The 13080-nt window shown below is 69.4% G+C and carries 12 protein-coding genes; 8 read left to right on the top strand and 4 right to left on the bottom strand.

Annotation, left to right across the window (positions count from 1 at the left end; all coding sequences use genetic code 11):
- Nucleotides 1–97: 97 nt before the first annotated feature.
- The gene (locus ACZ5MC_RS14000; protein WP_464516085.1) at nucleotides 98–796 is read right to left on the bottom strand and encodes a hypothetical protein; all 699 of its coding nucleotides are present in this window, start codon (nucleotides 794–796) and stop codon (nucleotides 98–100) included.
- 45 nt (nucleotides 797–841) lie between these two features.
- Between ACZ5MC_RS14000 and ACZ5MC_RS13995 the strand changes: the two genes are divergently transcribed.
- The 7 genes from ACZ5MC_RS13995 (at nucleotide 842) to ACZ5MC_RS13965 (ending at nucleotide 7349) form a co-directional block, all read left to right on the top strand.
- Complete coding sequence (locus tag ACZ5MC_RS13995) at nucleotides 842–1477, top strand: DUF2520 domain-containing protein (RefSeq protein ID WP_464516084.1); 636 nt, start codon at nucleotides 842–844, stop codon at nucleotides 1475–1477.
- Between the two features lie 11 nt (nucleotides 1478–1488).
- Nucleotides 1489–3285: a M61 family metallopeptidase gene (locus ACZ5MC_RS13990; RefSeq protein WP_464516083.1), complete on the top strand. Its 1797-nt coding sequence runs from the start codon at nucleotides 1489–1491 to the stop codon at nucleotides 3283–3285.
- Complete coding sequence (locus ACZ5MC_RS13985) at nucleotides 3282–4085, top strand: ribonuclease HII (RefSeq protein ID WP_306601114.1); 804 nt, start codon at nucleotides 3282–3284, stop codon at nucleotides 4083–4085. The genes ACZ5MC_RS13990 and ACZ5MC_RS13985 overlap by 4 nt, the downstream gene beginning before the upstream one ends.
- Nucleotides 4082–4474, top strand: a complete 393-nt coding sequence (locus tag ACZ5MC_RS13980) for an NUDIX domain-containing protein (RefSeq protein WP_464516082.1) — start codon at nucleotides 4082–4084, stop codon at nucleotides 4472–4474. The genes ACZ5MC_RS13985 and ACZ5MC_RS13980 overlap by 4 nt, the downstream gene beginning before the upstream one ends.
- A 100-nt stretch (nucleotides 4475–4574) precedes the next feature.
- Nucleotides 4575–5885 carry a hypothetical protein gene (locus ACZ5MC_RS13975; RefSeq protein WP_464516081.1) on the top strand — a complete coding sequence of 437 codons (1311 nt, stop codon included), beginning with the start codon at nucleotides 4575–4577 and terminating at the stop codon, nucleotides 5883–5885.
- Nucleotides 5886–5950: 65 nt separating this feature from the next.
- A complete protein-coding gene (locus ACZ5MC_RS13970) occupies nucleotides 5951–6544 on the top strand; it encodes an OmpA family protein (protein ID WP_306601110.1) in 594 nt (197 codons plus the stop codon).
- A gap of 73 nt (nucleotides 6545–6617) precedes the next feature.
- On the top strand, nucleotides 6618–7349 hold the full coding sequence (locus ACZ5MC_RS13965) for a tetratricopeptide repeat protein (protein ID WP_306601109.1): 732 nt from the start codon (nucleotides 6618–6620) through the stop codon (nucleotides 7347–7349).
- On the opposite strand, the gene ACZ5MC_RS13960 is transcribed toward ACZ5MC_RS13965, so the two are convergent.
- On the bottom strand, nucleotides 7350–9923 hold the full coding sequence (locus ACZ5MC_RS13960) for a cation-translocating P-type ATPase (protein WP_464516080.1): 2574 nt from the start codon (nucleotides 9921–9923) through the stop codon (nucleotides 7350–7352).
- A 150-nt stretch (nucleotides 9924–10073) separates the two neighbouring features.
- Here ACZ5MC_RS13960 and ACZ5MC_RS13955 point away from each other — a divergent pair, with 150 nt between their 5' ends.
- A complete protein-coding gene (locus ACZ5MC_RS13955) occupies nucleotides 10074–10661 on the top strand; it encodes a TetR/AcrR family transcriptional regulator (RefSeq protein WP_306601107.1) in 588 nt (195 codons plus the stop codon).
- On the opposite strand, the gene ACZ5MC_RS13950 is transcribed toward ACZ5MC_RS13955, so the two are convergent.
- Nucleotides 10642–11337, bottom strand: coding sequence for a response regulator transcription factor (locus tag ACZ5MC_RS13950; protein WP_306601106.1), 696 nt, complete (start codon nucleotides 11335–11337; stop codon nucleotides 10642–10644). The genes ACZ5MC_RS13955 and ACZ5MC_RS13950 overlap by 20 nt on opposite strands.
- 25 nt (nucleotides 11338–11362) lie before the next feature.
- Nucleotides 11363–12937, bottom strand: coding sequence for a sensor histidine kinase (locus ACZ5MC_RS13945; RefSeq protein ID WP_464516079.1), 1575 nt, complete (start codon nucleotides 12935–12937; stop codon nucleotides 11363–11365).
- Nucleotides 12938–13080 lie beyond the last annotated feature (143 nt).

The following is a 13080-nucleotide window of genomic DNA, read 5'->3' as shown; positions in this document are numbered from 1 at the left end:
AGGCCGGGGAGCTTGCGCCCCCGGCTTACCCGACTGGTTGGGATGAAGGAGATAAAGCCCACCAATCCCCGGCGACAAACAATGGTTTTGTTACCACTTAGTCCAGCTCCTCCAGCCGCGGCGAAGCCCAGGCGCGCACCATGCGGCGAAGGGCCGGATTGACCATGCGCGCGGCGGCCAGCAGCCGCTCCTCCTCCGGCAGGGCCTTGATCCAGGGCGACGCCATGCCGAGGACCAGCCCCGAGTCCGGGTTCTCCAGCCCCCGGTCCAGGGCCACCAGCACCTGATGGGCCACCGGCACCATCTCCAGCCACCGTGAGGCCTGCAGCGCCTCGGCCTGGGGGGCGGTGAGGGGAGGCTGGATCAGGGCCTCCAGGTTCTCCGCGCCCAGCCGCGGGTGCTGCAGGAAGGCCTCCAGCACGCGGCGGTCGCGGTTACGCCAGATCTGCGGCCACAGTTGCCGGGGCGCGGCCATGGCCAGGCTGCGGCGCTCGCCCATGGTGAGGCCGGGCCACAGGGCGTTGAGGCGCTCCGTGGCATGCTGGCGGGCCTGGGGGTGGGCCGAGGCGTCCTGGGCGATGCTGGCCAGCGCCCGCCAGGGGAGGGTGGGCAGCAGGCGCGCCCGCAGGTGGGCGCCGATGCGGGGGTGCTGGGCGATCCACCGCAGCAGGAGGGGCCGCCGGCGCACCTCGTCCAGCTCCGCGGCCGCCTCGAGCCACCCGGGGGGAGGGGCGGGGTGCCGAAGGCGCCGGAGGAACTGGGGCCAGGGCATGTCGGGGGGAAGGGGCCAGGTCACCGGACCATTCTCTGCCATTGGCGGCCATTGGGATACTCTAGGGGCATGGAAGCCTGGACATCCTTCACCATCCTCGGCCGGGGGCGCGCGGGTCGGGCCCTGGCGGAGGCCTGGGGGGACCGGGTGGCGCTGCTGCCGGGCACCGCGAGGCCCGAGGGCCCGGTGCTGCTGGCGGTCCCCGACGGGGCCGTGGAAGCCCTGGCCCGGCAGTTCCCCGGCCGCTGCGTCCATCTTTCGGGGAGCCTGCACCTGGACGGCGTCCCCAGCGCACACCCCCTCACCAGCTTCGGCGGCGCCGCCGCCGACTGGCGGGGCACCCCCCTGGCCCTCACCGGCGACGTCCCGGTAGGCCTCGTGGCGGCCTTCACGGACCTGGGCTTCTCGCCCTTCGTCCTGCCCGCGGACCTCAAGCCCCTGTACCACGCGTGCGCGGTCCTGGCCTCGGGTCACGCCGCCACCCTGTGGCTCGGCGCCCGGGAACTGCTGGCGCGCCAGGGCGTGGCGCTGCCGGGACGGGGCCTGGCCCCCCTGGCCGAGGCCACGCTGCGCAACGTGGAGGCCCACGGCGCCGCGGGCCGCACCGGCCCCTTCGTCCGGGGCGACGGCGCGACCATCGAGCGGGACGCCGCGGCCCTGCCCCAGGGCTGGAAGGATGTCTTCCTGGAACTTGGCGATCTTTGACTGGAGCGAGCATGGCCGTGAAACAGATCCTCCCGGAGCCGGTGCTGGCCACCATCCGTCCCATCAGCCTCTCCATGCACGAGATCGAAGTGGAGCTCAACTTTCCCGCGGAGGCGGTGGAGGGCGGCGCCGTCCTGGCCCTCCCGGCCTGGACGCCGGGTTCCTACCTGGTGCGCGACTACGCGCGGTTCCTGGACCGGCTCGAGGTGGTGGACGGCGCGGGCCAGCCCAGCCCCTTCCGCAAGCTGGACAAGCAGCGCTGGAGCGTGGAGGGCTCCCCGCGCGGCCTGAAGGTGACCTACCGCCTGTTCTGCAACGACCTGACCGTGCGCACCAACCACGTGGACGCGCTCCATGCCCACCTGGTGGGCGCGGCCACCTTCCTCTATCTCGAGGGGCAGCCTTCGCGGCCCTGCGAGGTGCGCTTCGAAGGCTGGCCCAAGGGATGGCGCGTGGCCACCATCCTGCCCCGGCGGGAGGGGAGCTACCTCGCCGAGGACCACGACACCCTGGTGGACTCGCCCTTCGAGCTGGGCACCTTCCGCATGCACACCTTCCGCTCCCGGGGCTGCGAGTTCCAGGTGGCCATCACCGGCCAGCACCCCGGGGACGAGGCCCGCATCGTGGAGGGCACCGAGGCCATCGTGGGCGCCGCGGCGCGCATCTTCGGGGGGTTCCCCTTCCGGCGCTACCTCTTCCTCCTCACGTTCTGCCCCAGGATCCGGGGCGGGCTGGAGCACCGGGACTGCACCTCCCTCCTGGCCGACCCCCAGCAGCTGGAGAGGGCCGACGGGTACTACGACCTCTACACCCTCATCGCCCACGAGTTCTTCCACGTATGGAACGTCAAGCGGATGCGGGACGCGGCGCTGGGCCCCTTCGACTACCTGGCGGAGAACCCCACGCGCCTCCTGTGGTTCCACGAGGGGTTCACCAGCTTCATCCAGTACGACCTGGTGCTGAAGGCTGGCGTGGCGCCCTGGTCCTGGGTCTCCCGGAAGCTCGCCGCATCCTGGACCGACAACACCACCCGGCCCGGGCGCCTGGAGCAGAGCCTCGAGGAGGCCAGCTTCGACGCCTGGATCCGCCACTACAAGCCCACGGAGTTCTCCCCCAACAGCACCGTGAGCTACTACGACATGGGCGCGATGGTCGGCTGGATGATGGACGCCGAGCTGCGCCTGGCCACCGGGGGCGCCAAGGGGCTGGACGGGCTGTTCGCGCTCCTCTGGGAGCGCCACGGCGACGGCCACGTCACCGACCCCGACGTGCGCAGGGCTTACCAGGACCTCACGGGGAAGGATCCCCAGGCCTTCTGGAGCGCCCATATCCAGGGCCGGGCGCCGCTCGACGCGGCCGGCATCGAGAAGGCGTACGGCATCAGGCTGAACGCCCGCGCTCCCTGGGAGGCCCTGCCGGGCGCCGAGGCCGAGGATCCCGACGCCCTGCGCCGGGCCCGCGTCTGGGCCGGACTCACGTTCCAGCCCGGCGCCCCCGTCGTGCAGAACGTCGTCCCCGGCTCCCCCGCGGCCAAGGGGGGCCTGGGCTACGGCATGGAGATCCTCGCGGTGGACGGCTGGCGCACGGCTTCGGCCCAGGAGGTTCAGGGCCGCCTGGGCGACGCCGGCCCCGGCGACCAGGTGCGGATCCTGGCCGCGGAGCGCGGCCGCGTGGAGACCTACCTCCTGACCCTGGCCGAGAATCCCCAGCGCGTCGTCCACATCACGGCCGACCTGAAGGCGACTCTGGCCCAGAAGGCCGCCTTCCAGGCCTGGACCGGCCAGCCCTTCCCGGTGCGGCGCGCATGAACCCGCTGGACTGGGACCTGGGCAACCTCCCCGGGGGCATCCCCTGGGGCGGCGTGGACGAGGCCGGCCGGGGCGCCTGGGCCGGGCCCGTGGTGGCGGCCTGCGCCGTCCTGGACCGGGAGGCCGCGGCCCGCTGGGGCCACGTGCTGCGCGAAGCCAGGGACAGCAAGCTGGTCCCGCCCGAGAAGCGGGCCGCCATGGCTTCCGAGCTGAAGATGATCCTGCCCTGCTGGGCGGTGGCCGAGGTGGACAACATGGCCATCGACCGCGAGAACATCCTGGAGGCCTCCCTCCTGGCCATGCGCCAGGCGGTCTCCCAGTGCGAACTCAAGCCGCGCATCCTCCTGGTGGACGGCAACCGCGCCCCCCGCACGGGCCTGGCGGAGCGCCTCGTGGTGGACGGCGACGCCCTGAGCTGCGCCATCGCCTGCGCCTCCATCCTCGCCAAGACCCACCGGGACGCGCTCATGGCCGGAATGGACGCGTCCCTGCCGGGCTACGGTTTCGGCCGGCACAAGGGCTACGGGACCCCCGTCCACCGCAAGGCCCTGGCCGAGCTGGGCCCCTCCCGCATCCACCGCATCAGCTACGCGCCGGTGGCCGCGCTGCAGCGCCCGGAGGAGGGCCTGCGCGCCCCCCTGGCCGAGGCGATGGAGGCCTGCGCATCCGTCGCCGAGCTCCAGGCCTGGGTGGAGTCCGCGCTGCGCCCGGCCTACGCGCGCCTGAAGCTGGAGTGGATCGAGGCCCTGCGTTCGCGCTACGCCGAGCGGCTGGCCTTCCTCGCGGGGCCCGGGGCGTGATCCCCGTGCGCGTGGCCGTCGGGGCGATCCGCCGCGGCGGCAGGTTCTTCCTGCAGCGAAGGGACCTGGAATCGGCGCGCTTTCCCGGGCTCTGGGAATTCCCCGGAGGCAAGGCGGAGCCTGCCGAGACCCCGGAGGCCGCGCTGCTGCGGGAACTGCGGGAGGAACTGGAATGGACGCCGGAGCGCGCCGAACCCCTGGGGGCCGTGGAGCACGACTACGGCGGCTTCAGGGTGGAGCTCCACCTGTTCCTCTGCGAAGGCCCGATGCCCCTGAATGCGCAGTTGGCCTGGGGCTGGTTCGCCCCTGGGGAAATGGCGCGCCTGCCCATGCCCGCTGCCAACCTCCGGCTGGTGTCGCTGCTGGGTTCAGGCGCGCCACAACTATAGTTATGAGTTCAAATAGGGGAGCAATGTGCAATTTTGCGCCGTAACTCGCGGAATGTGGGGGTATAGTGGGGGCATGACCTGTTCTGGCTCGATTGGAAACGTGGTTTCGCGGGTGATTCTCGGCCTGGGGCTGGTGTTCTCCCCGGTCGCATGGGGCCAGGCCCAGCAGGGACAGGAAGTGGTGCTGGAGGCTTCCGCCGGCTCCAAGCTCGGCATCGCCGTCCCCCGGCCCCAGGTCGCCGGCCTCGCCGAAGCCAAGGCCACCGGGGACTTCCACGAGGTCCTGATCAAGGATCTGGACGAGGCGGGACCCTTCGCCGTCATCAAGGGCGCCCATCCCGCCGGAACCGACGCCTCCAGCTACAAGGGTTGGGCGGACGCGGGCACCGAGTGGCTCCTCACCACCACGCTGACGCGGGCCGCGGACGGCTCCGTGGAGGTGGTGGCCCAGGTGGTGGACGTCAAGGCCGCCCAGGACAAGAAGGCCCGCACCGCCGTCTTCAGCAAGCGGTACACGGGCAGGGAGGCCGCGCTCAGGCGCATGGCCCACAAGCTCTCCGACGACCTCATGTCCAGGCTGACGGGGCAGGCCGGGGTGGCCTCCACCTCCGTCGTCTTCGTGCGGCAGCTGAGCCCCGGCATCAAGGAGATCTACCAGATGGACCGGGATGGGGCGAACCTCATGCCCATCACCAGCTACAAGAGCCTCACCATCTCGCCCACCGTGGCCCCGGACGGCCGGGTCGCCTACGTCACCTACAAGGGCGGCGCCCCCGAGATCTGGGGCCAGAAGGTCGCGGGCGGGCCCCATGTGCGGCTCTATCCCGTGGCCGGCAAGGTCGAGGGGCACTGCTTCTGCCCCGTGTGGTCCCCGGACGGCAAGCGCCTGGCCCTGGTGCAGGGCGACCGGCGCGGCAACACGGACATCGTCGTGCTGGAAGTCGCCACCGGGAAGGTCCGGCGCGTCACGGACAGCAACTGCATCAACACGGACCCCTCCTGGAACCCCGCGGGGACCCAGATGGCCTTCACCTCGGACCGCGAGGGAGGCCCCCAGGTCTACCTGATGGAGGAGGACGGCTCCAACGTCCGCCGCCTGACCCGGGAGGGCACCTACAACGGCAGCCCCGCCTGGAGCCCCTCGGGCTCCATGGTCGCCTACGTCTCCCGTTTCGAAGGAAAATTCGATCTTTTCGTCTACAAGCTGGGAGATGGGAAGTCTTATCAAATCACCACCGGAGTGGCCAGTTCGGAATCCCCGTCCTGGTCCCCGGATGAACGGCGGATCGTGTTCACCAGCGGAAGCCGGGGGGGTATGCAGCTGTACACCACCGACCTTTCCGGCAACACGCTAAGAAAGCTCACTGCATTTGATGGTTGTCAAAGCCCTAAATGGACGCGGTCCAGATAAGGAAATATTTCGTGCCCGGATGTTCCGGGTCGCGTTAAACTTAATGCGTGTTGGAGGAACCTATCATGCGCTTCGTTCGAAACCTCATTCCTCTTTCTGTGGTCCTGACCCTGGGGATCGGCGTGGCCTGCAAGAAGCCCGCCCCTGCTCCGGTCGAGCAGCCCAAGGCCCCGGTCGCCACCGGCCCGACCCAGGAAGAGATCGACGCCCAGAAGCGCGCTGCTGAAGAAGCCGCCCGCCGCAAGGCCGAAGCGGAGGCCGAGGCCGCCCGCAAGGCCGCCGCCGCCGCCGAGGCCGAGAAGGCCGCCGCCTACCAGCGCGCCGCCGCCGCAGCCCTCAAGAACATCAACTTCGCCTTCGACAAGTCCGACATCCGCGAAGCCGACAAGGCCAAGCTGCAGGCCATCGCCGACTTCATGAAGGCCTATCCCCAGGCCAAGGTCCAGATCGCGGGCCACTGCGACGAGCGCGGCACCGTGGAGTACAACCTCGCCCTGGGCGAGCGCCGCTCCCATGCGGCCCAGGCCTACCTGGTGGGCCTTGGCGTCGCTTCCGACCGCCTCACGACCATCAGCTTCGGCAAGGAGAAGCCCCTGGTCGTCGGCAAGGACGAGGCGAGCTGGCTCGAGAATCGCCGCGACGAGTTCAAGCTCCAGTAGCGGGAAGCCGACCATGTGACATCCAAGAGCGGAGGGACACGTTCCTCCGCTCTTTGTCTTTCAGGAGGTGCCGATGACGAATCGGGCCATGCTCTCCACCCTGACGCTCACGGGCCTGCTGCTCTGCGTCGGATGTTCCTCAGAGGACCGCCTCAAGAAGGTCGAGGACCAGGTCACCGACCTCAAGGTGGAAATCTTCAAGCTGCGCAGCCAGATGGAGGACGCCAACAAGAAGGCCGCCGACGACCGCCAGGCCTCCGAGGTGTCCCGCACCCAGGACCGGCGCTTCCAGGCCGATCTCCAGGAGACCATGCGCCAGCTCCAGGACAGCACCCGGGTGCTCAACAACCGCCTGGGCGACGCCGCAGCAGCGCCCCGGCGCCCCGCAAGCCGTCCCCAGCCCGCCGACGAACCCCCCGCCGCCGCCTCGGACGACGAGAAGGCCTTCAACTCCGCCGTCCTGGACTACAACCGGGGCAACTACGCCCTGGCCGCCGACGGCCTCGCCCTCTTCATCAAGGCCCATCCCCAGAGCCCCCGCACGCCCGACGCGCTCTTCTATCTGGGCCTCTCGTCCTACAACCAGAAGGCCTACGACAAGGCCCAGCCCTCCTTCGAGCGGATCCTGAAGGAGTTCCCCAGCTCCAACCAGTTCCTTCCCGCCAAGCTCAAGCGCGCCCAGTGCCTCCTGAAGCAGGGCCTCAAGCCCGCGGCCATCAAGGCCTTCAAGGAGATCACGGACAGTTTCCGGGGCACCCCGGAGGCCAGGACCGCCAAGCAGGAACTGGACGACCTTGGGTTCTAGCTAGACAGCGGCTCTCCGGCGCACGACCTTGAGGACCTCGAACCAGAGGATGCTGGCGAAGCCGGCGGCGCATGCCATGCCCAGGTCCAGGCCGTGGATGGGCGCGAAGTGGAAGAGGCGCCGGCTCGCGGGCAGGATGAGCGCCAGGGCCAGGAAGGTGATCGTGCCGCCCAGCACCCACCAGAGGGCCTTGTTGGGGTTCCCGAGGCTGGCGAGGATGCTCTGCGTCCAGGACCTGTTGGTCAGGATGATGGCCAGGAAGGAAACCACCAGGGTGACGAAGGTCAGGGCCCGTGCTGCATCGTCTCCGTGACCGGGGCGGGCCAGGAGGTAAACGGCCACGCAGGCGCCCAGGGCGGTGGCCCCCTGCAGGAGGGCGAGTCCGACGGACTTCAGGCCGAACAGCCGTTCCTGGGGATCCCTCGGGGGGCGGGACATGATGCCGGGCTCGGCCTCTTCCGCTTCGAAGACCAGCGAGCAGGAAGGGTCGATCACCAGTTCCAGGAAGACGATGTGCACCGGCAACAGCAGGAGCGGCCATCCCGGGAAGAAGATCGGCAGGATGGAAAGGCCGGCGATGGGGATGTGCACCGCGAAGATGAAGGCCACCGCCTTGCGGATGTTGTCGAAGATCCGCCGTCCGAGCCTGACGGCGGCGACGATGGAGGTGAAATCGTCGTCCAGCAGCACCAGGGACGCCGCTTCCCGCGCGACGTCCGTTCCGCGGCCTCCCATGGCCACGCCGATGTGGGCCGCCTTGAGGGCAGGGGCATCATTGACGCCGTCCCCCGTCATGGCGACGACCTCGCGGTTGGCCTTGAGGGCGATGACGAGGCGAAGCTTCTGTTCCGGAACGACGCGGGCGAAAACGTTGACCTCCCGGATCCGCTCCGCGAGAACCTCGTCGCTCATCCGGTCCAGCTCCGGACCGGTGATGACCTTCCCGGGATCGGAAATGCCGGCCTGCCGGGCGATGCTTTCGGCCGTCGCGGGGTAGTCCCCGGTGATCATGATCACCCGGATGCCCGCCGTGCGGCACTCGGCCACCGCCGCAGGGACCGTGGGCCGGACCGGATCCTCCAGTCCGAGGAGGCCCAGGAATTCCAAGGTGAGGTCGTGGTGCTCCTCCGGAAGGGCGGCCGAGCTGAAGCGGCCCCGGGCCACGCCGAGGACGCGCAGACCCTTGGAGGCCAGGTCCGCCACGCGGGCCTCGATCCCGGCCTTCTGGTCCGCAGGCAGGTGACAGAGGTCCACCACGGCTTCGGGCGCGCCCTTGGTCGCCACCATGAACTGGCCCCCGCCGCAGTCCCAGGCATGGGTTACGGCCAGCAGGTCCGGGGCCAGCGGGTATTCCTTGGCCAGGGACCAGTCCGGATGAAGGTGTTCCGTTTCCATCAGCCACCTCTTCCCGGCGGCGTGGAGGGCGCGCTCCATGGGGTCGAAAGGGTCCCGCTTGCTGGCGAGGATGGCGTATTCCATCAGCTCGTGGACCGGCTCCGGAAGAACGTCGCCTGTCAGCTCCGGGGAGCAACCCTGCACATCCAGCCGCTTGAGGGTCATCTGATTGAGGGTCAGGGTGCCCGTCTTGTCGACGCAGAGGACGGTGGCCGCTCCGAGGCTCTCGATGGCCGGCATGCGCCGGGTGAGGACCCGGCTCCGGGAGATGCGCCAGGCCCCGAGGGCCATGAAAACCGTAAGGACGACCGGGAATTCCTCGGGAAGGATGGCCATCGCCAGCGCGATGCCGGCCAGCAGGCCCTCCCTCCATGCTTGCCCTCCTCCGCCCCGGGTGAGGGCGAAGAGGACCACGACCACGACGCAGGCGCTCAGGCCGGCCAGGGCGAACGTGCGCACCAGGCGGCCTGTTTCCTTCTGAAGGAAGGTGGGTTCGACGTCCACCTGCTGCAGGGCCCTGCCCAGCTTCCCGAGTTCCGTATGGAGGCCCGTTCCCACCACTTCCGCCACGCCCTGACCCGCGGTGACCAGGGTTCCCGAAAAAAGGGAGGGCAGGTCGTCCCCGCCGGGGACGTCGAGCGCCCTGCCTTCCGTCGAGGCCCTCTTGCGTACGGGAACGGATTCTCCCGTCAGCAGGGACTCGTCCACCGACAGGTTGATCCCGGCGCGAAGGAGGGCGTCCGCCGGGATCCGGTCCCCTTCGGCCACCACCAGGACATCTCCGGGAACCACTTCGCGGCCGGGGATGCGCCGCTGCGCGCCATCCCGGATGACCAGCGCCCGCGGGCTGGAGAGGTCCCGGAGGGCCTCCAGGGCGTGTTCGGTGCGCCTCTCCTGGACGATGGTGATGCCCATGACCACGAAGACGAAGCCGAGGAGCATCAGGGCATCCCCCGGCTCCCCCATCAGCAGGTACAGGGACCCTGCGGCCACAAGCATGATGAACATCGGTTCGCGGATCACCTCCCAGGCGATGGCCGGGAGCCCCCGCCTTTCCGGGGAAGGCAGCTCATTGGGCCCGTGGCGTTCCATGCGGAGCGCCGACTCCTGCTCCGAGAGGCCAGGGAAGCCGCCGAGGTCCAGGCTGGAAGGGCGGTGGGGGCGGGGAGGGGAAGTCATAGCGTCACCATTGCAGTCCTGCTTGCCATTCACCAATCCTGAGTCAAGATTCAGGTTATGAATACTCGCGTTGCAGCTTCCCGAACTGCGAAGTCAAAGTCCCGCCTGGAACCAAGGAGGTCGCCCGTCCAGCGACGGTCGAAGGCCACCGTGGACGCTGTCCTGACGGCCGCTGCTCAGGTTTTCGAGGAGCGGGGCTACGCGGAGGGAACCACCAACCGCATCGCGGAGGCCGCGGGCGTCTCGATCGGGACCCTCTACCAGTACTTCCCCAGCAAGGAGGCCCTGGCCGTGGCCTTGCTGGAACGCCACATCGAGGAGACCCGGCGCCGCATGCGGGAGTGGGTGGGCCACATGCTGGCCGAGAACCATACCCTGCACGCATCGCTGGAGGACTATGTCTCCGGAATGCTGGACGTCCATGTCCGGCGCCCCCGCCTCCAGCACATCCTCCTGGAGGAGACGCCCCTTCCGGAGCATGTCCACCGGCTCCTCCTGGAATCCGAGCATCAGTATGCGCGCACGCTGGCGGGGCTGCTTCGCACCTATCCCGATGTGCGGCACCCCGCACTGGAGCATGCCGCCTATGTGGTCATCCATACGGTGGAGGCGCTGACGCATCGGTTCGCCGCCCATCCGGAGGATCCCGCGATCGACCAGAGTTCCCTGTCGGCCGAACTGGTGGCGATGCTGGAGGCCTACCTGTCGGCCCGAAGCCTCAGGCAGGCTCCTGGCTGATCCGGTCCGTCCAGCGGTAGCCCTCGCCGCCCACGGTGGCGATGTGGCGGTTCTTGTCGTCGTCGCCCAGCTTCTTGCGCAGGTTGGCCACGTGCACGTCCACCGTCCGGGGCGAAGGCCGGGCGTCGGCTTCCCACGCCAGGCGCAGCAGGTCCGAGCGGCTGTGGGTGCGGCCGGGGTAGGTCACGAGGATTTCCAGGATCCGCATCTCCCGGCTGGTGAGTTCCAGGTTCCTGCCGTCCCGGGTGGCCGTCATGGCGGTGAAATCGAAGTGGTAGGGGCCGCTGGTGAGGACCTTGGGCGGCTCGGCGGCGCGGGTCCGGCGCAGGATGGCCCGGATTCGGGCCACCAGCTCCAGGACGGAAAAGGGTTTCACCAGGTAGTCGTCCGCGCCCAGGCTGAGCCCCTTGACGCGGTCGGCCTCGGCGCCCCGCGCGGTGAGCATGAGGACGGGCACGTCGTCGTTGGCCCTGCGCAGCGCCTCGATGACCTTGAAACCGTCCAGGTGGGGCAGCATGAGGTCCAGGAGGATGAGGTCCGCGCGGCGCCTGGCATGGGCCGCCAGGGCGGGGATCCCGTCACCCGCCACCTCGACGGAAAAGCCTTCGAATTCAAGATTCGTGACGAGCAGTTGCTGAAGCTCGACTTCGTCCTCGACTACAAGGAGGTGTGCCAATTCATGACTCCGGAACTATGAAATATTAACATGCGAGCTGGATCTCCAAGGTCGCGCAAAGGCCCCGTCCCGGTTCGGACGCGAAGGTCAGCCCCCAGCCCTCCCGCTCCACGACCTTGATGAGGAGGCTGAGGCCGAGGCCCTGGCCGTCCTTCCGGAAACCCTCCTTGCCCTTCTCCCGAATGCGCATGAATGGACGGCCCAGCGTCCGCATGTCCATGGAGTCCAGGCCGGGCCCCTGATCGCAGACCTTGATCAGGAAGCGCTTGCGCACGCGCGAGGTTTCCACCGTCACCGTGCCCGCGCCATGGAACAGCGCGTTCTCCACCAGGGTGAAGAGGGCGGCCCGGAGGGAGGGCAGGGCCGCCCGGCCCGCCTGGTCCGAACAGGTCAGCACCAGGCGCCGGTTCTCCGCCTCGAACGCGGGGGCCAGGTCCTCGGCGACGCCCTGGATCCACTGGGGGCTCACCACCTGCTGCGGGCCCGACTCCGAGGGGCCCTGGATGGCCATCAGGGCATGCTCGATGATCGTGGAAAGGCGGTCGGCCTCCTCGCCGATCTGGATCAACTGGGAATCCAGCTGGTCGGGGGGGAGGCGCCCCAGGCGCAGGGTGTCGCACCGGAACTTCAGGATGGCCAGCGGGGTCTTGAGGCTGTGGGTCATGGAGGCCATGCGGTCCGCGTCCAGGGTGGCCTTGCGCCGGGCCCGGGCCCGGAGGTAGAGGGCCAGCACCAGGGACAGGCCCACGATCACGGCCAGGGCCGCGGCCAGGGCGAACTGCACGCGCAGGTTGAGCTGGATGGCCCGGCCCTCGGCCCGGAAGGGGATGACGGTGAAGGTCCAGCCCGGGAATTCGTTGCTGATGAGCTGCACCGAGAAGGCGGAATGGACCCCCCAGTAGGGGTCGCCCTGCAGGTGGGGCTCCGCGCCCCAGGCCTGGGGCGACAGGTCCTTGCGGGACTCGTCGCCGTCCTTCAGCAGCACCACCCGGAAGCTCCGGGTGGGCCCGAAATGGTTGCGCAGGAACTGCTCGACTTCGGGGCTGCCTTCGCGCCAGGCCTTGGCCACGGCCCACCGGTCCCCCTGCAGGACGACCTTGGGGCCGCTGCGTTGTTCCCCTGGCAACACATCCGTGGGGAAGGAGATGAATACCTGGTCCTTCTCGGCCTTGGCGAACCAGGCGTTCAGGGTGGTCGCCTCGGCGGCCCCTTCCGCCCGCACGAGCGCGTCCCCCCTGCGGATCCATAGGCTCCGGGGGGCCGACCGGGCCCGCACGGCCAGGACCAGGGGTTCGGCGTTGAGGAACTCCTTCACCACCGGCTCGTCCCCGCGGGTGAAATCCGGCAGGCGGGGCAGGGTCATCCAGTCCGTCTCCACGCGGGAGATCTCGCTCATCCTGGGCTGGGACCACGCGTCAACCACCTTGTCGGCCTTCCACTTCCGCCAGACGAAGGGGGCGAGTACCAGCAGGATGGCCATGGACACGGCCAGAAGGTCCAGGATCCGGAGCACGCCCTTGCGCAGGAAGGTCCAGGCGTCGGAATGCCGGTTGTCCTGTTCGCGGAAAGGGCGGAAGCGGGCCACACGCCGGACCGTCATGGGAATCCTCGGGATGAACCATCAAGCATAGCTGACTGCCATCCCGCTCGTCAGGTGTGACGAACGACCAATGGAGCGGCGATAGGATGGATGGATAAGAAATTGCGGAATGGCCCACGGGTGTTCCTCCCCCAGCCAGCCGT

The sequence above is a fragment of the Mesoterricola sp. JemC181 genome, assembly GCF_055384585.1.
Note: the sequence above shows the minus strand (reverse complement) of the source record. Positions and strands in the feature narration are given on the sequence as shown.